We start from the raw sequence: 19979 nt of genomic DNA on the forward strand, positions 1-19979 counted from the left end.
CTTAAAAATCAACGGAGATTAGCATGAAGCCGTCCGTCATTTTGTATAAAGCACTGCCGGAAGATCTGCAGAAACGCCTTGAAGAACACTTCACCGTCACGCAGGTGAAGAACCTGAGCCCGGAAACCGTGGCGCAGCACGCCGACGCGTTCGCCAGCGCCGAAGGCCTGCTGGGTTCAAGCGAGAAAGTGGATGTCGCCCTGCTGGAAAAAATGCCGAAGCTTCGTGCTACCTCAACCGTTTCCGTGGGTTACGACAACTTCGACGTGGATGCCCTTAACGCCCGCAAGATCCTGCTGATGCATACCCCACATGCCCTGACGGAAACCGTGGCCGATACGCTGATGGCGCTGATGCTCACCACGGCCCGTCGCGTGGTGGAAGTGGCTGAGCGCGTCAAAGCGGGCGAATGGACAAAAAGCATTGGTCCGGACTGGTTCGGCGTGGACGTTCACGGCAAGACGCTGGGCATTGTCGGTATGGGTCGTATCGGGCTGGCGCTGGCGCAGCGCGCGCATTTTGGTTTTAACATGCCGATTCTGTATAACGCGCGTCGCCATCACGGTGAAGCCGAAGAACGCTTCAACGCCCGTTACTGCGAGCTGGATACCCTGCTGCAGGAAGCCGATTTTGTCTGCCTGGTTCTGCCGCTCACGAACGAAACCCGTCATCTGATTGGCAAAGAGGCGTTTGAAAAAATGAAGACGTCAGCCATTTTCATCAACGCGGGTCGTGGCCCGGTGGTGGATGAGAAGGCGCTGATTGAGGCCCTTAAAAACGGTCAGATCCATGCAGCAGGTCTGGACGTGTTTGAGCAGGAGCCGCTGCCGGTGGATTCGCCGCTGCTTTCGCTGCCTAACGTGGTTGCCCTGCCCCACATCGGTTCAGCCACCCATGAGACGCGCTACAATATGGCGGCCACGGCGGTCGATAATCTAATTGCCGCCCTCAGCGGAAAGGGGGAGATAAACTGCGTGAACCCACAGGTGCAACGGTAGAAACGAAAAAACCCGCCAGAAGGCGGGTTTTTAAATTTTTTGCTACTGGGTTGGAAGCTTACAGGCTTACAACGTTACCAGCTGCTGGGCCTTTAGCGCCGCTTTCGATGGTGAAGGACACTTTCTGACCTTCGTCCAGAGATTTGTAGCCATCGTTCTGGATAGCAGAGAAGTGTACGAACACGTCTTTAGAGCCATCGTCAGGAGTGATGAAGCCGAAACCTTTATCAGCGTTGAACCATTTTACCAGACCAGTCATTTTAGCAGACATAGAAATTACCTTATTAACAAATATATTGTGCCTTCCGGCTTGATGGATTGCGTTACAGATTTTTAAGCGATGAAGGAAGGGTCACTACGAAGGGTATCTATGGATAACAATCTGGACTGCTTTACTAAACTGCTTTAGGTCTGTGTAACAAACCGACGGGAATAGTTATACCGATGTGGTAGAGGAATGACAAGCGTTATTTTCGACAGGCATAAAAAAACCCCGCCAGAAGCGGGGGTTTTTCGGTTTATTCTGTGGCAGTGACTGCCGCACTCCAGGCCTGGCTAAAGGCCTGATGCTGGGAGGCCAGCGGCCCAATCAGCGTATTATACTGGCTTGCCTGCTGCGAGGTCGGGAACTGAATACCGTTGGCAACAAAGCTCACCTGCGTATCCTGCTGCGCGATAAAGTCACCTACCTGAACCAGTTGCTGCGTGAAGATTTGCGCAGCCGGGATCAGCGGTTGCAGCGCTTCAGAAGGCTTGGTCACCACTTTCTCATACACTTTGTCGAAGACCGGTTTAAGATCGTCACCTTGCTTGAGCGCAGAACGTGACGCGTCAGCCTGCATTTTCGCATTTTGCAACTGCTGGCTCAGCACGCCAAGTGCACCGTTGGACTGGCGCAGCGGTTCACGCTGCGTCACATAATCCTGTGGAACGCGGATGGCGTTCACGCTATCCACTACCGGGCGGATACCGGAATCCATCGCCTGGCTCACCTGCTGTGAATAACCATAAAGAATGGCGTAATCGGACACGAAGGGACCAAACTGTTTTTTCTGATCCGCAGTCAGCGTCGGCAACCGCTCGCCGCTGCGCATCACTGTATTCTGCAGAAAATCGATAAACGCTTTGCGCTGATCGCCTTCTTTATCAAAACACCCACTCAGGCTAACAACCATCAACAACGCCGCAATAGGCGCAAACCAGCGAGAGCAGGACTTTCCTGTCGCCATTTTATTACTCCTTTCACCCAAAAAAGCGCACACCGGCACACGCGTGCCCGACGCTGACAAGGATAGTCCAGGTCAGCCTTGCAAGATACTCTTTTCATGCAAAACGGCTATTGCCGATTTATTTCTTATCATTTACAAAAAAATACCTGGCGAAGCCGACCTATGACTAATCAGGGAATTAGCATAACTATCCATATTGCTGAATCGGATACAGCGATCGTTACCGCACAATTAATCACACCCGTGACGATCCTGGGTTGGTATTAGGGACTATTCTTAACTGGCTCTCTGATGTTCTTGATCACGATGTGAGATTTAAGAGGAGTCCTCAATGGAATTTAAAGATCCTGAGTTTGAACTGCTGAGCAGTCTGGAACAGATCATTTTTAAAGATGTACCGCAGATGATTACCCTGCAACAAAAATCCAATCCCTTTACAGAATATGAGCAATTGCGCAAAGGGACAGGACTGAAAACCGAAGAATTCGCCAGAGCGATGGGTGTCAGCGTGGCTATGGTGCAGGAGTGGGAGTCAAAACGTGAGAAACCCACCCCAACCGAGTTACGGCTGATGCGCCTGATTCAGGCCAACCCTGCACTCAGCAAACAGATAGCGTAATGAAGATTGAATGCCCCCGCCTTTGCGGGGGCTTGTGTTTTACAGGCTATCACAACGCCAACCCGCCTCTTCCCATACCAGCTCATGCGTTAACGCCAGGCCTCTTAAAAAAGCCTCATCGTGTGATACCACCAGCAGAGCCCCGGGGAAACCGGCCAGCGCCGCTTCAATGGCCTGGACTGAAGCCAGATCCAGATGGTTGGTCGGTTCATCCAGCAGAAGAAGCTGCGTGGCCTCCGCACGCCACAGCGCGCAGGCCAGGGCAGCCTTAAGACGCTCGCCGCCGCTGAGCTCCGCCAATGGGAGCTTCACTTTGTCGGCCCCCAGTTGAAGCTGTGCTAAACGGGTTCGCAATACTCCCTCTTCCAGAGGGGTATGACTCAAATTGAGATGCGTCATGACCGACTGCGTGAGATCGAGTTGCGACAGATGCTGGTCGAGATAAGCACAGCTGACGGATACCTTACAGGCACCCGAAGAGGGAGTAACCTCGCCGAGGATGGTTTTTAACAACGTCGATTTCCCACAGCCATTCGGTCCCTTTAACGCCACGCGCATCGGTCCGTCCATACGCCAGGTAAGCGGTGGAACAGGCACATGCGGCAGCACCAGATCCTCCAGCACCAGTACCTGTTTGCCCTCCGGGACCTGACTTCCCGGCAGGGTGAACATCACCGGGTTATCGTCTTCAACCCGCTCACGCGCCTTGTTTACCGCGGCGTTCAGGGCTTCATTTTGCTCGCTGTGCTGTTTTTTCCATGAGCCGATCCGCTCCTTTGCCGCTCCTTTATATTTGACCCGCTCGAACGATGCGATATTCAGGGTATCGACGGTGCGTAACGTCTTTGCCGACCGCCGCTGGCTGTCATCATGCTCTTTTTGCATGCGCGCGCGGGTGCGTTTGCGCTCGGTTGCCGCATGTTCCAGCGCCGCGCGGGCAGCCTGCTGTTCGGCATCGCGCTGGGCTTGATAATCCGCATAATTTCCGCCGTAGCTGCACAGACCCGAGGCGCTCAGCTCAAGAATACGCGGCACCTGCTCCAGAAGTTCGCGGTCATGAGAGGCCACCAGCACGCCGCCCTGATAGCGACTCAACTGGTCGTAGAACCACGCCCGACCTTGTCGATCCAGATGGTTAGTCGGTTCGTCAAGCAGCATGAAATCCGCTTCAGCCGTAAACGCCCCGCACAGCAGGGCGCGGATGCACTCGCCGCCGCTGAGTTCCTGGGCAGGCTTATCCGGATCAAACGCCGGGAGCTTCGCATTGATAAACGCCTCGCTCAGTCGCTCGGCTACATCCCAGTAGCCGTCGAGCAACGCCAGATCGTCAGGCTGGTAATCACCGCTGTCGATGCGCTTACGCGCAGTAAAAATCGCATCATATCCGAGAAGTTCAGCCAGCGTCGTCTGCGAAGAAATAACATGCTGCTGCGCCACAAATACATGCGAGCCAAAGCGTTCAATATGACCGGTAGCCGGTTCGTCCAGCCCCGCCAGCAGACGCAGCAGACGCGTTTTTCCGCTGCCGTTGCGGCCAACCAGCGCGCACAGGGAGGGTTCCAGCGTGAGATTCAGCGGGCCAAAAAGGGTATCGCCCGTCGGAAACTGACAGGTGACCTGATGCAGAATAAAAGAAGGGGACTGCGCAAAATGAGCCATAAGCACTCCTGAATGAAATCAAAACATCCCCTGCCGACGCGGTGGCGTTTAGCAAGGATCGAAATTCATCAGTCGTGTTTGTTCATTTTTGGGGGGCACTCCAGCGCGAGAAAGTTAACGTGGATAAGGATAGCGGTAATGTGTTGACGGTTTCAAGGTTAAATTTTCAGCAAAACACCATAAAAAAACCCGCCGAAGCGGGTTTTTAGCATTTGTCACAACGGGCACATTACTGCAGCAGCGAAATATCCGCCACGCGCAGGAACAGCTCACGCAGTTTTTCGAGCATAGAGAGACGGTTAATACGCAGCTCTTTATCTTCTACGTTTACCATCACTTTCTCGAAGAAGGCGTCGATGACGTCACGCAACTCGGCCAGCTCCACCAGCGCTTCCTGGTAGCGACCTTCCGCGAAGACCGGCTCGAGCTTGTCGCGCAGCACCACAACCTGCATCGCCAGGGCGATCTCTTCCGGCTCTTTCAGCGTCGCGGCGTTCACGCGCTCGTTCAGCGTCTCGTCGGATTTCGCCAGAATGTTGGATACACGCTTGTTGGCCGCCGCCAGAGCAGATGCCGCTTCCAGCGTACGGAAGTGGGAAACCGCCTTCATACGCGCATCGAAATCAGCCGGACGGGTCGGACGACGCGCCAGCACCGCCTGAATGGTGTCGACGGTGTAACCTTCATCCTGATACCAGGCGCGGAAACGACCGAGCATAAAGTCGATCACGTCATCCACCACGTTCGCGTTGGTCAGCTTGTCGCCGTACAGACGCACCGCTTCTTCGGTAAGGGTCTGCAGATCCAGGTTCAGGTTCTTCTCAACGATGATACGCAGCACGCCGAGCGCGGCACGACGCAGCGCAAACGGGTCTTTGTCGCCTTTTGGATGCTGACCGATACCGAAGATACCCGCCAGGGTGTCCATCTTATCGGCGATCGCCACGGCACAGGCAACCGGGTTGGACGGCAGCTCGTCACCCGCAAAGCGCGGCTGATACTGCTCGTTCAGGGCAACAGCCACGTCTTCCGCTTCGCCATCGTGACGCGCGTAGTGCATGCCCATCACGCCCTGGGTGTCGGTAAATTCGAACACCATGTTGGTCATCAGGTCGCATTTAGACAGCAGGCCAGCACGGGTTGCGTGGTTGACGTCCGCACCGATTTCACGGGCAATCCAGCCGGACAGTTCCGCAATACGGTCGGTCTTGTCGCGCAGCGTCCCCAGCTGCTGCTGGAACAGTACGGTCTGCAGGCGCGGCAGGTTATCTTCCAGACGCTTTTTGCGGTCGGTATTGAAGAAGAACTCGGCATCCGCCAGACGCGGACGCACTACTTTTTCGTTACCGGATATAATCTGGCTCGGATCTTTCGATTCGATGTTTGCCACGAAGATAAAGTTTGGCAGCAGCTTGCCGTCGTTGGCATAGACCGGGAAGTACTTCTGGTCACCCTTCATGGTGTACACCAGCGCTTCAGCCGGAACGGCGAGGAATTTCTCTTCGAATTTCGCAGTCAGCACAACCGGCCATTCAACCAGAGAGGTCACTTCTTCCAGCAGGCTGTCGCTCAGGTCGGCGTTACCGCCAATCTTGCGTGCCGCTTCTTCCGCGTCCGCTTTGATTTTGGCTTTACGCTGTTCGTAGTCAGCAATGACCTTGCCGCGCTCCAGCAGGATCTGCGGGTACTGGTCGGCATTGTCGATGGTGAACTCTGGCTCGCCCATAAAGCGGTGGCCGCGGATCACGCGATCGGACGCCACGCCCAGAATGGTGGCCGGAATAACGGTGTCGCCCAGCAGCAGGGTCACGGTGTGAACCGGACGCACAAAGTGCACATCAGACGCGCCCCAGCGCATCAGCTTAGGAATAGGCAGCTTCGCCAGAGACGTGGCAATCATGTCCGGCAGCAGCGCTTCCGCGCTTTCGCCCTTCACGTGCGCACGGTACAGCAGCCACTCGCCTTTATCCGTGGTCAGACGCTCGGCCTGATCGACGGTGATGCCGCAGCCGCGCGCCCAGCCTTCCGCCGCTTTGCTCGGCTTGCCTTCAGCGTCAAACGCCTGGGCAATCGCCGGGCCACGTTTTTCGACTTCGCGATCTGGCTGGGACGCCGCCAGATTTGCCACTTTCAGCGCCAGACGGCGCGGTGCAGCAAACCACTCAATTTTACCGTGCGCCAGGCCAGCGTTATCCAGCTCGGCGGTCACGTTCGCAGCAAAAGATTCAGCCAGGCTGCGCAGGGCTTTTGGTGGCAGCTCTTCGGTGCCGATTTCCACCAGGAAAGTTTTCTCAGACATGGCCGCCTCTTATTTGTTTCGGTTGCACATCGGGAAGCCAAGGGCTTCACGGGACGCATAGTAAGCTTCTGCAACGGCTTTGGTCAGGGTACGAATACGCAGAATGTAGCGCTGACGTTCAGTCACGGAGATGGCTTTGCGGGCATCCAGCAGGTTGAAACTGTGGGCGGCCTTCAGAATACGCTCGTAAGCAGGCAGCGGCAGTGGAGTCTCCAGCGCCAGCAGCTGCTGTGCCTCTTTCTCGTACTGCTCGAAGCAGGTGAACAGGAAGTCCACGTCCGCGTATTCGAAGTTATAGGTGGATTGCTCCACTTCGTTCTGATGGAACACGTCGCCGTAGGTGGTTTTACCCAGCGGGCCGTCGCTCCAGACCAGGTCGTAAACGCTGTCTACGCCCTGAATGTACATCGCCAGACGTTCCAGACCGTAGGTGATTTCACCGGTGATCGGCTTACATTCCAGACCACCCACCTGCTGGAAGTAAGTGAACTGGGTCACTTCCATACCGTTGAGCCACACTTCCCAACCCAGACCCCAGGCACCCAGCGTTGGGTTCTCCCAGTTATCTTCCACGAAACGGATGTCGTGGATGGTTGGATCCATACCCAGCTCTTTCAGCGACCCGAGGTACAGTTCCTGAATGTTGTCGGGTGATGGCTTAATCACCACCTGGAACTGATAGTAATGCTGCAGACGGTTCGGGTTCTCACCGTAACGACCATCGGTCGGACGACGGGAAGGCTGCACATACGCGGTCGCCATTGGCTCTGGCCCCAACGCACGCAGACTGGTCATCGGGTGTGAAGTGCCGGCGCCGACTTCCATGTCCAAAGGTTGAACAATGGTACAGCCCTGACGAGCCCAGTAATCCTGTAAGGTCAGGATCAGGCCCTGGAAGGTCTTGGTATCAAACTTTTGCATAGTATTTCGTGCTGGATACGTGTGGTTTTAAATGGAAGGGACCAGTATACCCGCTGGCTGCAAGATATACAGTACGAAACGGGGTTGTTTAGGGAAAATTGGGAAATAAGCCTTCCGGCCAGAACGCTGACGGCGTCTGGCTGCTGATTATACGAGCAGGCTAGCGCATGGAGAGGTGTAAAAACTGACCGTCCGCATCAAACGAGCAGACAAAGCCCTCTTTGCGCGACGTATGGCCCCGTAGCTCGTAGCTTCCCTGAAAACGCTCGAACCCGGTGACATCAATTTTTTGAACGTCCGAGTTATAGCGCCGAGCGGCCCGATCTTTACAGAGCGCTTCCATATTCAGCGAACGTTCCGGGCTCATTTTACCCTGCTGCGCTTTTTGCACGGGTGCTTCTTGCGGCGCACTGCATCCCGCCAGGATCAACAGCAGAAAGAGTGACGCCACACGCTTCATCATCATTTTTATTACCGTCCTGGTCAGCGGCTGTTATTTTTAGTATCAACACTTTTATAGATTAAGGACTGCCATTCTGCGAATCTCGCGGTCTCCCGGCAAGCCTGCGCATAAAACTCAGAATTTTCCAAACGAAGACTTTTGGACAATGGGAGTCACACTCAATTTACAGGGAATACGAGGAACTGATGCCGTCAAAAATTAACTGGATTGATAACCTGCGAGGAATAGCGTGTCTGATGGTGGTCATGATCCACACAACGACCTGGTACGTTACGAATGCCCACAGCATCAGCCCCGTTAACTGGGATATCGCCAATATTCTCAACTCTGCGTCACGCGTCAGCGTGCCGCTGTTCTTTATGATTTCCGGCTTTCTCTTTTTTGGCGAGCGCAGCGCGCAGCCAAGACACTTCATCCGCATCGCGGCCTGCCTGGGGTTTTACAGCGCCGTTGCCCTGCTCTATATCACCCTGTTTACCTCAATAAACGCCGGACTATCGCTGAAATACGTGCTGCAAAAACCGGTGTTCTACCACCTGTGGTTCTTCTTCGCCATTATCGTTATCTATCTGGTCTCCCCGCTCATTCAGGTGAAAAACGTCAGCGGGAAAATACTTCTGGCCCTGATGGTGGTCATTGGCATTGTCGCCAACCCGAATACGGTTTCGCAGAAAATCGACGGCGTTGAGTGGCTGCCGGTGAACCTCTATATCAACGGCGATACCTTTTACTACGTGCTTTACGGCATGCTGGGGCGCGCCATCGGGATTATGGAGACGCAAAAACGCGGTCTGAGCTGGCTCTGCGGGGCGCTGTTTATCGCTGGCGTGGCGGTGATTTCACGCGGGACGCTGCATGAGCTGCAGTGGCGCGGTAATTTTGCCGATACCTGGTATCTCTACTGCGGGCCGATGGTCTTTATCTGTGCCGTATCGCTGCTCACGCTCGTTAAAAACACCCTGAATGCGCGTCCCCTTCCCGTACTGAGCGTCATTTCACGACACTCTCTCGGGATTTACGGTTTTCACGCGCTGGTTATCCACGCGCTTAGGACAAAAGGCGTAGAGCTAAAAAGCTGGCCGGTGCTGGATATCATCTGGATTTTTGCCGCGACCCTGGCGATCAGCCTGCTGCTGTCGATGCTGCTGCAAAAAATAGACGTTCGCCGCTTCGTCAGTTAACGCTGCGCTGCCGCGCGCGATGGTACTGGCGCGGGGAGGAAAACCCTGCCGCCAGCGAAGCCTGCTCCACACCGCGCCCCTGCAATAGCCACTGCTCCGCCACCGCCAGACGCAGCTGCTCCAGATAATCGCGAACGCTAATGCCTAAATGTGACTGGAAAAGCCGGGTAAGATGGCGCGGGCTGACGTGCGCCAGCGCGGCGATATCAGGCAAGCTCCACGTTTTTTGCGGCTCGGCGGTGAGCGCATCCTGCGCCCGATGGATCGCCGGATGAAGATGATTGCGGTAGCGCAGCCACGGGGAGAGCTGGGGATCGTCACCAGAACGGCGGAACCAGACCACCATCTCGCGCGCCACACTCAGCGCCTTTTCGGGGCCGCACAGGCGGTTAATCATATGCAGCGCCAGATCGATGCCAGACGTGATGCCTGCGCTGGTCCAGATGTTCTCATCCTGCACAAAGATGCGGTTTTCTTTAATCATCGCCGTGGGAGCCGCAGTGCGTAAACGGCCGATAACGTCATGGTGGGTTGTACACTGACGGTTGTTCAACAGGCCCGATTTCGCCGCCAGTAGAGCGCCTGAACAGACGCACATTACCATGATATCCCGGTGCAAAATGACCGGCTGCAGGCGCATCAGCCAGTGCTGTATCTGTAACGCCTGTGGCGTCGAAAACTGAGAGCGGGAGTCACTCACGCCGGGCAATACCAGCAGACTTCCCTCTGGAAGACGCTCCGGCAATGGCTGAACACCGTTCATCGTCAGGCCAATCGACGTCGTAACCTCCGGTTGCGGGCCAATGTAATGCAGACGAAACGCGTCGCCAGCCAGCACAAAGGTCTCCGCCGGGCCCGTCATATCTAATGACAGGACTCCAGGTAACATGACGAACCAGACGTCGATGGGCATTACAGTGACTCCAGCGTCTCCGCTACCGTTTTAATTTCGGCAAAACGCCCGGACAGTACCGTTTCGGTACGGTGGCGAATTTCCGCTGCGCTAAGGGTTATCCCTTTGTACGTCATGGGAAACGTCAGCGTCGCCTCGCTTACAAAGGTCACAGCATAACCCAGATCGGATGCCACCCGGGCGGTGGTTTCACAGCATTGTTCAGTGCGAATGCCGCAGATAATCAGCTGGTTGATATCACGCTCGCGCAGCCAGCGGTCAAGCCCGGTATCCGTGAAGGCATTATGGACGTGTTTCTGAAAAACCACATCCGGCTGATGACGTAAAAAGGCCATCGGTTTGACATAGCCGCTTTCCAGGGTGAAAGGACCGTCTTCATCCACATGAAAAATATCAACGACCGGGATATTGCGTGCCTGGCAGCCATCAATCAGCCCCAGAATCGCCTGCTGAAAGGCAGGGATCTCGCTTTCCTGCCAGTAATTGCGGTGATGGAAGGACTGCTGAGTATCAATATTGATGAGTGCAATACGTGACATGATGGATCTCCTCGCCAGTGGGTGTGACACCATACTGGCAAGGAAAGGAAGGCACGAACAGACCAAAAAAGGACATCCTCGTGCCTCTCCCGGACAAGCGTATTTACGACATTAGCGGCAGCAGCTGCTGGTAGATTTTACGGAATACCGCGCGCCTTTCCGCGTACCGCGCATGGTTTACCGAGTTCGGGAAATGCGCCTGCTCAAGGGTAAGCTGCGGCAGCAGTTGTGAAAGCGGTTTTTCCGGGTTCATAGCAATCTGCGCCAGACGCGCGGCGCCGAGCGCGGGGCCAACATCCCCTCCCGTGCGGAAATCTAGCTGCAACCCGCTGATATCCGAAAGCATTTGTCGCCAGTAAGGGCTTCGCGCACCTCCGCCAATCAGGGTGACGCTCGTCGGTTTCAGGCCGCAGTCGTGCACCACGTCCATCCCGTCGGCAAGCGCATAGCCCACCCCTTCCAGAACTGCACGCGCCAGTTCTGCCGGACCATGCTGATGGGTTAAACCAAAAAACACCCCTTTCGCTTCCGGGTTGTTGTGCGGCGTACGTTCGCCGGAAAGATACGGTAAAAACCAGACGGTACCGGCATTTTCATCCGCCTGCTGTGCTGCGGCAATCAACGCAGGAACATCGGTCATCCCGGTCAGCTTCGCCGCCCAGTCCAGGCACGACGCTGCACTCAGCATCACCGACATCAAATGCCATTTTCCAGGAAGCGCATGACAGAAACTGTGCACCGCGCTTTCGGGATTGCTGCGATAGCCGTCACTGACGGCAAAATAGACGCCAGACGTTCCCAGCGACAGCATCGCCTGACCTGCCTCAACCATGCCGACGCCCACGGCACCCGCGGCATTGTCACCGCCCCCGGCAACCACCGGTACGGCAGGCATATTCCAGCGTTCCGCAACGTACGGCAGCAACGTGCCTGTTACCTCGCTACCTTCGAACAGCGCGGGCATGTGTTCCCGGGTTAGATGGCAAGCATCCAGCATCGCCTCGCTCCAGTCGCGTTTCGCCACGTCGAGCCACATCGTGCCTGCGGCATCGGACATGTCGGAAGCAAAATCGCCCGTCATACGAAAGCGCAGATAGTCTTTCGGCAGCAGAACTTTCGCCACCTGACGGAAAATCTCCGGCTCGTGTCGCTGCACCCACAGCAGTTTGGGCGCCGTAAAGCCGGGCATCATCAGGTTGCCGGTAATTTCACGAGACGTGGGTACATGCGCCTCAAGAAGCGCGCACTCTTCCGCACAGCGGCCATCGTTCCAGAGAATGGCGGGTCGCAACACGCGATGCTCGCTGTCCAGCAGCGTAGCGCCGTGCATTTGCCCGGCAATCCCCAGCGCTTTAACGTCGCGCAGGCTATGCTGCTCGCCTAAAGCTTTGATTGCACGATCCGTTGCCTGCCACCACTGCTCCGGGTCCTGTTCCGACCACAGCGGATGCGGACGTGAAACCTGCAGCTTTTCTGTCTGCGTTGCTAACACCTCGCCCTGCTCGCTTAACAGGATGGCTTTCACACCCGATGTGCCCAGATCGATCCCGATATACATTGCGGTGACTCCTTTGACAGAAATGCCCGGTGGCGCTTCCGCGTACCGGGCCTGAATGCTGTTATTTATCGAACAGGTAGTGATTAACCAGATTTTCCAGCAGTTCCTGGTGCCCGCTCTGGTGCTGCGGCGCCAGCTGATGTTGTTCAGCGTACTTCGCGATGTCCGCAAGCGATAACTGCCCTTTCAATATTTGCTGGCCCAGTTCACTGTTCCAGCCGCTGTAACGCTTCGCCACGCGTTTATCCAGCTCGCCGTCTTCAATCATACGTGCCGCCACTTTCAGCGCCAGCGCCATGGTGTCCATCGCGCCAATGTGGCCGTAGAACAGATCGTATTTGTCGGTGCTCTGGCGACGCACTTTGGCGTCAAAGTTCAGGCCGCCGGTAGTGAAACCACCCGCTTTGATGATTTCGTACATCACCAGCGCGTTCTCTTCCACGCTGTTCGGGAACTGATCGGTGTCCCAGCCCAGCTGCGCATCGCCACGGTTCGCATCGACCGAGCCGAAGATGCCCAGCGCAATCGCAGACGCGATCTCGTGGTGGAAAGAGTGGCCCGCCAGCGTGGCGTGGTTGGCCTCAATGTTCACTTTGATCTCTTTTTCCAGACCGAACTGCTTCAGGAAGCCATACACCGTCGCCACGTCGTAGTCATACTGATGCTTCGTTGGTTCCTGCGGCTTCGGCTCAATCAACAGCGTGCCGCGGAAGCCAATTTTGTGCTTGTGGTCGACCACCATCTGCATAAAGCGGCCAATCTGCTCGCGCTCCTGACGCAGATCGGTGTTGAGCAGGGTTTCATAGCCTTCACGTCCGCCCCACAGGACATAGTTTTCGCCGCCCAACTGATGCGTGGCGTTCATTGCCGTCACCACCTGCGTGGCCGCCCAGCTAAACACTTCCGGATCCGGGTTGGTTGCCGCACCCGCGCCGTAGCGTGGGTTAGTGAAGCAGTTTGCCGTGCCCCAGAGCAGCTTTACGCCGCTTTGCTGCTGTTTTGCTGCCAGTACATCCACCATCTGTGCAAAGTTGTTCAGATACTCTTTCAGCGATGCGCCTTCCGGCGACACGTCGACGTCATGGAAGCAGTAGTACGGCACGTTCAGCTTGTGGAAGAACTCAAACGCAACGTCGGCTTTGCGCTTTGCCAGTTCGATGGCCTCACCCGGCTGCTGCCATGGGCGATCAAAGGAGCCCACGCCGAACATATCGGCGCCATTCCAGCAGAAGGTATGCCAGTAACAGGCGGCAAAGCGCAGATGATCTTCCATGCGCTTACCCAGCACCAGCTCATCCGGGTTGTAGTGACGAAATGCTAAAGGATTGGTCGTTTTCGGGCCTTCGTAACGAACACGATCGAGTTGGTCGAAATAAGCTTGCATATTGAGCTCCATAATCAGGGTATGCGGCGAGTCGTTGATACAGGAGTAATAGTGAATAGACATTTTGGGTTGCTCAATTACGTTATTTCACACTGCTATTGAGAGAATGCACAACTGTGCGCTGGCTCGCAAAATAATGCGCAGACAAACTATTTTTCGGCGCATATTCCAGAATCAAATGTAATTAAGACGTTACGTATTTTAAAATCCGATCGCGGTCATAAATTCAGAAATAAACCAAATATCATAATGCGAAGATAAAAATCTGTAATTGCCAGCCCGCCTTTCCGCGTTAAAAATTTGCTGCGTCCCAGCAGTGAATGTTTCTTTTATCTCAGCAACATATACCCCTACAAAAAGGCCTAATAATTATGAAGATAAAGAACCTGACTCTAACGCTCTGCACTACGCTCCTCCTTGCAAGCTTTGCAGGACATGCCAAAGAGGTCAAAATTGGCATGGCGATTGACGACCTGCGCCTGGAGCGCTGGCAAAAAGATCGCGATATTTTTGTTAAAAAAGCAGAATCCCTCGGCGCCAGCGTGTTTGTTCAGTCGGCTAACGGCAACGAAGAAACACAAATGTCGCAGATTGAGAATATGATTAACCGTGGCGTCGATGTGCTGGTCATTATCCCCTATAACGGCCAGGTATTAAGTAACGTGGTGAAAGAAGCCAAACAGGAAGGCATTAAAGTCCTGGCCTATGACCGCATGATTAATAATGCGGACATTGATTATTATATTTCGTTCGACAATGAAAAAGTCGGGGAATTACAGGCGCAAAGCCTGATCGACAAAGTGCCTCAGGGCAATTATTTCCTGATGGGCGGCTCTCCGGTGGATAACAACGCCAAGCTGTTCCGCGAAGGGCAAATGAAAGTCCTTAAGCCGTACATCGACAACGGGAAAATTAAAGTGGTCGGCGATCAGTGGGCCGACGGCTGGCTGCCAGAAAACGCGCTGAAGATTATGGAAAACGCGCTGACGGCCAACAACAACAAAATTGATGCGGTTGTGGCCTCCAACGATGCCACCGCAGGCGGTGCTATCCAGGCCCTGAGTGCACAGGGGCTGGCCGGTAAAGTCGCCATTTCAGGACAGGATGCCGATCTGGCTGGCGTAAAACGCATCATCGCAGGCACCCAAACCATGACGGTCTACAAACCGATTACCGAGCTTGCCAATACGGCGGCGGAAATCGCCGTGGAACTGGGTAATGGCAAGCAACCTAAAGCAGACGCCACGCTGAATAACGGGCTGAAAGACGTTCCGGCTCGCCTGCTCACCCCTATTGAAGTCAATAAAGAGAACATTGACGCCACCGTCATTAAAGACGGCTTCCACAAGAAGAGCGAACTGTAATCCGGCGCGTCCCCTGCTTTGCGGGGGCGCATCACGTTGTACTGTTCTTCCCTCGGGTTATGTGGAGCAGTTATGCCTTATTTACTTGAAATGAAAAGCATCACCAAGCGCTTCGGCACGGTGAAAGCCGTCGATAACGTCAGCCTCCGGTTGAACCCCGGCGAAGTGGTTTCGCTGTGTGGCGAGAACGGCTCGGGCAAGTCGACGCTGATGAAAGTGCTGTGCGGGATCTACCCGCACGGCAGCTACGAAGGCGAAATCGTCTTTGCCGGTGAAGTTATCCAGGCGACACACATTCGTGATACCGAACGTAAAGGCATCGCCATCATCCACCAGGAGCTGGCGCTGGTGAAGCATCTCACCGTGCTGGAGAACATTTTCCTCGGGGCCGAAATTTCCCGCCACGGCGTGCTGGATTACGACACCATGACGCTCCGCTGTGAAAAGCTGCTGGCGCAGGTGAGCCTCAGCATTTCACCAGATACCCGCGTGGGTGACCTGGGCCTTGGGCAACAGCAGCTGGTCGAAATAGCGAAAGCGCTCAATAAACAGGTCAGGCTGCTGATCCTCGATGAGCCTACAGCCTCGCTCACCGAACAGGAAACCGCGGTTCTGCTCAATATCATCCGCGATCTGCAAAACCACGGCATCGCCTGCATCTACATTTCACACAAGCTGAACGAGGTTAAAGCCATTTCGGATACCATCTGCGTGATCCGCGACGGGCAGCACATCGGCACGCGTGAAGCCGCCGGGATGAGCGAAGATGACATCATCACCATGATGGTAGGGCGCGAGCTTACGGCGCTCTACCCGAATGAGCCTCACACCAAAGGTGATGAAGTGCTGCGCGTGGAAAACCTGACCGCGTGGCACCCCGTTAACCGCCACATCAGGCGCGTCAATAACGTCTCGTTTTCTCTGCACAGCGGCGAAATTCTTGGTATTGCCGGGTTAGTCGGCGCCGGGCGCACGGAGGCCGTACAGTGTCTTTTTGGCGTGTGGCCGGGGCGCTGGGAGGGCACGATTTATATCGACGGCCAGCCGGTGAAAATCGACAACTGCCAGCAGGCGATCGCCCGCGGCATTGCCATGGTGCCGGAAGATCGCAAAAAAGACGGCATCGTGCCGGTCATGGCGGTAGGGAAAAACATTACGCTTGCGGCGCTCGATCGCTTCTCCGGTGCGCTGAGCAGCCTGGACGATGCCGCGGAGCAGCAGTGCATCCTCCAGTCACTCGCCCGTCTGAAGGTCAAAACCTCCTCTCCGGAACTGGCGATTGGTCGCCTGAGCGGCGGCAACCAGCAAAAAGCCATTCTGGCGCGCTGCCTGCTGCTTAATCCACGCATATTAATCCTTGATGAACCGACGCGCGGGATTGATATCGGTGCCAAATATGAAATCTACAAACTGATTAATCAGCTTGTACAGCAAGGGATTGCCGTCATTGTCATTTCGTCGGAGTTACCCGAAGTGCTCGGCCTGAGCGACCGCGTGCTGGTCATGCATGAGGGGAAACTGAAAGCCAACCTGATTAACCAGAACCTGACGCAGGAGCAGGTGATGGAAGCCGCTTTAAGGAGCGAACGTCATGTCGAAAAGCAATCCGTCTGATATCAAAGTCGCCGTTCCGACGCCCGGTGCGTTCGCAGGGCTAAAAGCGCTGAACCTGCAGGTCTTCGTGATGATCGCGGCCATTATCGTCATCATGCTGTTCTTTACCTGGATGACCGATGGCTCGTACTTAAGCGCGCGAAACGTCTCCAACCTGCTCCGCCAGACCGCCATCACCGGCATCCTGGCCGTGGGCATGGTGTTCGTGATTATCTCCGCGGAGATCGATCTGTCGGTCGGGTCGATGATGGGACTTCTCGGCGGCGTGGCGGCGATTTTTGACGTATGGCTCGGCTGGCCGCTACCGCTGACCGTGGCGGTCACGCTGGTGCTGGGTCTGGTTCTGGGGGCCTGGAACGGCTGGTGGGTAGCCTATCGTAAAGTGCCGTCGTTCATTGTCACCCTGGCGGGGATGCTGGCCTTCCGCGGAATCTTAATCGGCATCACTAACGGCACCACCGTCTCCCCGACCAGTGCAGCCATGTCGCAGATTGGCCAGAGTTACCTCTCAGACAGCATAGGCTTTACTATCGGCGTGGTGGGATTGCTGGCGTTTGTCGCATGGCAGTGGCGTGGACGCATGCGCCGTCAGGCGCTGGGGCTCGCTTCTCCGGCGTCAACGTCGGTGGTGGGGCGTCAGGCGCTCACGGCGGTCATTGTGCTGGGCGCCATCTGGCTTTTAAACGACTATCGCGGAGTCCCGACCCCCGTCCTGCTGCTGGCGCTTTTACTGCTGGGCGGCATGTTTATGGCCACGCGCACCGCGTTTGGCCGCCGTATTTATGCCATCGGCGGCAACCTTGAGGCTGCTCGGCTTTCAGGTATTAACGTCGAACGCACCAAACTCGCGGTCTTCGCCATTAACGGTCTGATGGTCGCTATCGCCGGGCTGATCCTCAGCTCAAGACTGGGCGCCGGCTCTCCCTCCGCCGGTAACATCGCAGAGCTGGATGCTATCGCCGCCTGCGTCATTGGCGGTACCAGCCTCGCAGGGGGTATCGGTAGCGTGGCGGGCGCGGTCATGGGGGCATTTATTATGGCGTCGTTGGATAACGGGATGAGTATGATGGACGTCCCGACGTTTTGGCAGTATATCGTCAAGGGAGCAATTCTTTTACTGGCAGTCTGGATGGATTCGGCCACCAAGCGACGGGCCTGATAACGGTATTGTGACTTAATTAGGAAGTGAGCCATGTTTGAAAAGCGTCACCGCATTACGTTGTTATTCAATGCCAACAAAGCCTACGACCGTCAGGTGGTGGAAGGCGTGGGTGAATATTTGCAGGCGTCGCAATCCGAATGGGATATTTTTATTGAAGAAGATTTCCGCACCCGTCTGGAGAACATCAAAGACTGGCTGGGCGATGGCGTCATCGCCGACTATGACGACCCCGTCATCGAACAGTTGCTGACCGACGTCGACGTTCCGATTGTGGGCGTCGGCGGCTCCTACCATTCGCCCGAACACTATCCTCCGGTTCACTATATTGCCACCGATAACCATGCCCTGGTCGAGGCCGCGTTTCTCCATTTAAAAGAGAAAGGCGTCCACCGCTTTGCGTTTTACGGCCTACCCGCCACCAGCGGCAAGCGCTGGGCCGTTGAGCGTGAACACGCGTTTTGCCAGCTGGTCGCGCAGGAGAAGTATCGCGGCGTGGTCTATCAGGGGCTGGAAACCGCGCCGGAAAACTGGCAGCACGCGCAAAACCGCCTCGCTGACTGGCTGCAAACGCTGCCACCACAAACCGGTATCATTGCCGTGACGGACGCGCGTGCGCGCCACGTGCTGCAGGTCTGCGAACACTTACATATTCCGGTGCCCGAAAAGCTGTGCGTGATTGGCATTGATAATGAAGAACTGACCCGCTATCTGTCCCGCGTGGCGCTTTCCTCCGTTGCTCAGGGCACGCGTCAGATGGGCTATCAGGCGGCGAAGCTGCTGCATCGCCTGCTCGATAAAGAATCACTGCCACTTCAGCGCCTGCTGGTGCCTCCTGTTCGCGTCGTAGAACGTCGTTCAACCGATTATCGCTCCTTAAGCGACCCGGCCGTTATTCAGGCCATGCACTATATTCGCAACCACGCCTGCAAAGGGATTAAGGTCGATCAGGTGCTGGATTCGGTGGGTATTTCGCGTTCGAATCTGGAGAAGCGTTTTAAAGAAGAGGTGGGCGAAACTATTCATGCCGTCATCCATGCTGAAAAGCTGGAGAAAGCACGCAGCCTGCTCATCTCCACATCGCTGTCGATCAACGAAATCTCGCAGATGTGCGGTTACCCGTCGCTGCAATATTTTTATTCGGTGTTTCGCAAAGAGTATGACACCACGCCGAAAGAGTATCGGGATCGCCACAGCGAGGTGCTGATCTAGAAAAGAAAACGCCTTCCAGTGGAAGGCGTTTTTTTGCGATTACATATGAGCGGCGATTAAGCGCTGGTTATCCTGGTACATAGCAAACAGATAGTTGTTATAGCTCTGTCCCTTCGTCGAATACCCTTTCAGTTTGTGGATCATCGTACTGGCCGTCACTTCCTGGTCCGCTTTACGCAGCTGAGCGCGTGATTTACGGAACGATGAGTAGGCCGGGTGCGTGTTCAGATTCACCACATAGGCGCTAACGGAATCTTTCACGGATTCAAACTGCGAATAGCCTTTCACCTTGCCCGGCGCATTAGTACAACGGCCTTTCACGCATTTCATGCCGAAAAGGTTGTTGTTGCTACGCGCAAGCTTAGAAGTCCCCCAGCCGCTTTCGGCTGCAGCCATGGTCGCAACCATACTGCCTGGGATGATATCCACACGCTCAAGGAGAGCATTCCACGGCACACGACGCGTGTTACCGTTCCAGCTCAGCTTGTAGCGCTTGGTGATATCCTTCAGACGCGCGCGCTCGGATGGCGACCAGCGGCTATCGTACTGTTTGGAAATCAGCCAGTTACGATCCGCAGTAATCGCGGCATTTTGACTCGTGATGTAAGGCATTACCGTCCGGAGAAACGCTTTTTTCCTTGGTGTTCCGGAAGGGTATTTTCGCAAATCAGGAAGTGAACTACTCTTTGCACTATTGCGAGAATACTCTTGTTTACTGCTAACCTTACTACTTGTCGTCTTTATTACGTGGGCTTTCTTACTCGTTGTATCCGTGTGCGTCTTCGCAAGCACCTCACCCGAAAATGCCGTGGTGAGTAACATGAGTATCGCAGCCCCATATCGTCGAATGGGAGTCGATATCATTAG

At 55.4% G+C, this 19979-nt stretch carries 18 protein-coding genes; 7 read left to right on the plus strand and 11 right to left on the minus strand.

The window, feature by feature from the left end:
• The first annotated feature begins 23 nt into the window (after nt 1-23).
• Complete coding sequence (ghrB, locus tag F0319_RS14485) at nt 24-998, plus strand: glyoxylate/hydroxypyruvate reductase GhrB (protein WP_149367247.1); 975 nt, start codon at nt 24-26, stop codon at nt 996-998.
• 58 nt (nt 999-1056) lie between these two features.
• Here ghrB and cspE read toward each other — a convergent pair whose 3' ends face one another.
• Together cspE and F0319_RS14495 are read right to left on the minus strand one after the other, a co-directional pair.
• Nucleotides 1057-1269: a transcription antiterminator/RNA stability regulator CspE gene (gene cspE, locus F0319_RS14490; RefSeq protein WP_003860775.1), complete on the minus strand. Its 213-nt coding sequence runs from the start codon at nt 1267-1269 to the stop codon at nt 1057-1059.
• 247 nt (nt 1270-1516) lie between these two features.
• Nucleotides 1517-2227 carry a DUF3053 domain-containing protein gene (locus F0319_RS14495; protein ID WP_014882044.1) on the minus strand — a complete coding sequence of 237 codons (711 nt, stop codon included), beginning with the start codon at nt 2225-2227 and terminating at the stop codon, nt 1517-1519.
• 331 nt (nt 2228-2558) lie between these two features.
• Here F0319_RS14495 and F0319_RS14500 point away from each other — a divergent pair, with 331 nt between their 5' ends.
• The gene (locus F0319_RS14500) at nt 2559-2846 is read left to right on the plus strand and encodes an HTH-type transcriptional regulator (protein WP_149367248.1); all 288 of its coding nucleotides are present in this window, start codon (nt 2559-2561) and stop codon (nt 2844-2846) included.
• A gap of 39 nt (nt 2847-2885) precedes the next feature.
• On the opposite strand, the gene F0319_RS14505 is transcribed toward F0319_RS14500, so the two are convergent.
• The 4 genes from F0319_RS14505 to F0319_RS14520 form a co-directional block, all read right to left on the minus strand.
• Nucleotides 2886-4505 carry an ABC-F family ATP-binding cassette domain-containing protein gene (locus tag F0319_RS14505; protein ID WP_149367249.1) on the minus strand — a complete coding sequence of 540 codons (1620 nt, stop codon included), beginning with the start codon at nt 4503-4505 and terminating at the stop codon, nt 2886-2888.
• A 229-nt stretch (nt 4506-4734) separates the two neighbouring features.
• Nucleotides 4735-6804 carry a glycine--tRNA ligase subunit beta gene (gene glyS, locus F0319_RS14510; RefSeq protein WP_149367250.1) on the minus strand — a complete coding sequence of 690 codons (2070 nt, stop codon included), beginning with the start codon at nt 6802-6804 and terminating at the stop codon, nt 4735-4737.
• 9 nt (nt 6805-6813) lie between these two features.
• Complete coding sequence (gene glyQ, locus F0319_RS14515) at nt 6814-7725, minus strand: glycine--tRNA ligase subunit alpha (RefSeq protein WP_003860141.1); 912 nt, start codon at nt 7723-7725, stop codon at nt 6814-6816.
• A gap of 160 nt (nt 7726-7885) precedes the next feature.
• Nucleotides 7886-8191, minus strand: coding sequence for a YsaB family lipoprotein (locus tag F0319_RS14520; protein WP_024909071.1), 306 nt, complete (start codon nt 8189-8191; stop codon nt 7886-7888).
• Nucleotides 8192-8373: 182 nt separating this feature from the next.
• Between F0319_RS14520 and F0319_RS14525 the strand changes: the two genes are divergently transcribed.
• On the plus strand, nt 8374-9369 hold the full coding sequence (locus F0319_RS14525) for an acyltransferase (protein WP_149367251.1): 996 nt from the start codon (nt 8374-8376) through the stop codon (nt 9367-9369).
• Here F0319_RS14525 and F0319_RS14530 read toward each other — a convergent pair.
• From F0319_RS14530 to xylA, 4 genes are all read right to left on the minus strand, one after another.
• Nucleotides 9362-10282, minus strand: coding sequence for a GlxA family transcriptional regulator (locus tag F0319_RS14530; protein WP_149367252.1), 921 nt, complete (start codon nt 10280-10282; stop codon nt 9362-9364). The two genes, F0319_RS14525 and F0319_RS14530, sit on opposite strands and share 8 nt — an antisense overlap.
• The gene (locus tag F0319_RS14535) at nt 10282-10821 is read right to left on the minus strand and encodes a cysteine hydrolase family protein (protein ID WP_111964337.1); all 540 of its coding nucleotides are present in this window, start codon (nt 10819-10821) and stop codon (nt 10282-10284) included. The genes F0319_RS14530 and F0319_RS14535 overlap by 1 nt, the downstream gene beginning before the upstream one ends.
• 103 nt (nt 10822-10924) lie before the next feature.
• Entirely contained in the window at nt 10925-12379 is a 1455-nt protein-coding gene (gene xylB / locus F0319_RS14540; protein ID WP_149367253.1) for a xylulokinase, read from the minus strand.
• Nucleotides 12380-12440: 61 nt separating this feature from the next.
• Nucleotides 12441-13763, minus strand: a complete 1323-nt coding sequence (gene xylA, locus F0319_RS14545; protein ID WP_086374966.1) for a xylose isomerase — start codon at nt 13761-13763, stop codon at nt 12441-12443.
• 371 nt (nt 13764-14134) lie between these two features.
• Between xylA and xylF the strand changes: the two genes are divergently transcribed.
• The 4 genes from xylF (at nt 14135) to xylR (ending at nt 19112) form a co-directional block, all read left to right on the plus strand.
• Nucleotides 14135-15127 (plus strand): D-xylose ABC transporter substrate-binding protein, encoded by a 993-nt coding sequence (xylF, locus tag F0319_RS14550; protein WP_111964335.1) that lies wholly within the window; start codon nt 14135-14137, stop codon nt 15125-15127.
• A 72-nt stretch (nt 15128-15199) separates the two neighbouring features.
• Nucleotides 15200-16741 (plus strand): xylose ABC transporter ATP-binding protein, encoded by a 1542-nt coding sequence (locus F0319_RS14555; protein WP_115876672.1) that lies wholly within the window; start codon nt 15200-15202, stop codon nt 16739-16741.
• Entirely contained in the window at nt 16719-17900 is a 1182-nt protein-coding gene (gene xylH / locus F0319_RS14560; RefSeq protein ID WP_041911621.1) for a xylose ABC transporter permease XylH, read from the plus strand. Before F0319_RS14555 ends, xylH begins: the two co-directional genes overlap by 23 nt.
• Nucleotides 17901-17933: 33 nt before the next feature.
• Nucleotides 17934-19112: a D-xylose utilization transcriptional activator XylR gene (xylR, locus tag F0319_RS14565; protein ID WP_021242460.1), complete on the plus strand. Its 1179-nt coding sequence runs from the start codon at nt 17934-17936 to the stop codon at nt 19110-19112.
• Nucleotides 19113-19151: 39 nt separating this feature from the next.
• Here xylR and F0319_RS14570 read toward each other — a convergent pair whose 3' ends face one another.
• Nucleotides 19152-19976, minus strand: coding sequence for a protein bax (locus tag F0319_RS14570; protein ID WP_111964332.1), 825 nt, complete (start codon nt 19974-19976; stop codon nt 19152-19154).
• Nucleotides 19977-19979 lie beyond the last annotated feature (3 nt).

This window comes from Enterobacter vonholyi, assembly GCF_008364555.1.
Taxonomy (GTDB): domain Bacteria; phylum Pseudomonadota; class Gammaproteobacteria; order Enterobacterales; family Enterobacteriaceae; genus Enterobacter; species Enterobacter vonholyi.

What these genes read in the sequence shown, in the direction of transcription:
- xylF (WP_111964335.1), top strand. Translation starts at nt 14,135, where the DNA reads ATGAAGATAAAGAACCTGACTCTAACGCTCTGCACTACGCTCCTCCTT.
- F0319_RS14570 (WP_111964332.1), bottom strand. Translation starts at nt 19,976, where the DNA reads ATGATATCGACTCCCATTCGACGATATGGGGCTGCGATACTCATGTTA.
- F0319_RS14520 (WP_024909071.1), bottom strand. Translation starts at nt 8,191, where the DNA reads ATGATGATGAAGCGTGTGGCGTCACTCTTTCTGCTGTTGATCCTGGCG.
- xylR (WP_021242460.1), top strand. Translation starts at nt 17,934, where the DNA reads ATGTTTGAAAAGCGTCACCGCATTACGTTGTTATTCAATGCCAACAAA.
- glyQ (WP_003860141.1), bottom strand. Translation starts at nt 7,725, where the DNA reads ATGCAAAAGTTTGATACCAAGACCTTCCAGGGCCTGATCCTGACCTTA.
- xylB (WP_149367253.1), bottom strand. Translation starts at nt 12,379, where the DNA reads ATGTATATCGGGATCGATCTGGGCACATCGGGTGTGAAAGCCATCCTG.
- F0319_RS14535 (WP_111964337.1), bottom strand. Translation starts at nt 10,821, where the DNA reads ATGTCACGTATTGCACTCATCAATATTGATACTCAGCAGTCCTTCCAT.
- cspE (WP_003860775.1), bottom strand. Translation starts at nt 1,269, where the DNA reads ATGTCTGCTAAAATGACTGGTCTGGTAAAATGGTTCAACGCTGATAAA.
- F0319_RS14530 (WP_149367252.1), bottom strand. Translation starts at nt 10,282, where the DNA reads ATGCCCATCGACGTCTGGTTCGTCATGTTACCTGGAGTCCTGTCATTA.
- F0319_RS14495 (WP_014882044.1), bottom strand. Translation starts at nt 2,227, where the DNA reads ATGGCGACAGGAAAGTCCTGCTCTCGCTGGTTTGCGCCTATTGCGGCG.
- F0319_RS14505 (WP_149367249.1), bottom strand. Translation starts at nt 4,505, where the DNA reads ATGGCTCATTTTGCGCAGTCCCCTTCTTTTATTCTGCATCAGGTCACC.
- F0319_RS14555 (WP_115876672.1), top strand. Translation starts at nt 15,200, where the DNA reads ATGCCTTATTTACTTGAAATGAAAAGCATCACCAAGCGCTTCGGCACG.
- glyS (WP_149367250.1), bottom strand. Translation starts at nt 6,804, where the DNA reads ATGTCTGAGAAAACTTTCCTGGTGGAAATCGGCACCGAAGAGCTGCCA.
- F0319_RS14500 (WP_149367248.1), top strand. Translation starts at nt 2,559, where the DNA reads ATGGAATTTAAAGATCCTGAGTTTGAACTGCTGAGCAGTCTGGAACAG.
- xylH (WP_041911621.1), top strand. Translation starts at nt 16,719, where the DNA reads ATGTCGAAAAGCAATCCGTCTGATATCAAAGTCGCCGTTCCGACGCCC.
- F0319_RS14525 (WP_149367251.1), top strand. Translation starts at nt 8,374, where the DNA reads ATGCCGTCAAAAATTAACTGGATTGATAACCTGCGAGGAATAGCGTGT.
- ghrB (WP_149367247.1), top strand. Translation starts at nt 24, where the DNA reads ATGAAGCCGTCCGTCATTTTGTATAAAGCACTGCCGGAAGATCTGCAG.
- xylA (WP_086374966.1), bottom strand. Translation starts at nt 13,763, where the DNA reads ATGCAAGCTTATTTCGACCAACTCGATCGTGTTCGTTACGAAGGCCCG.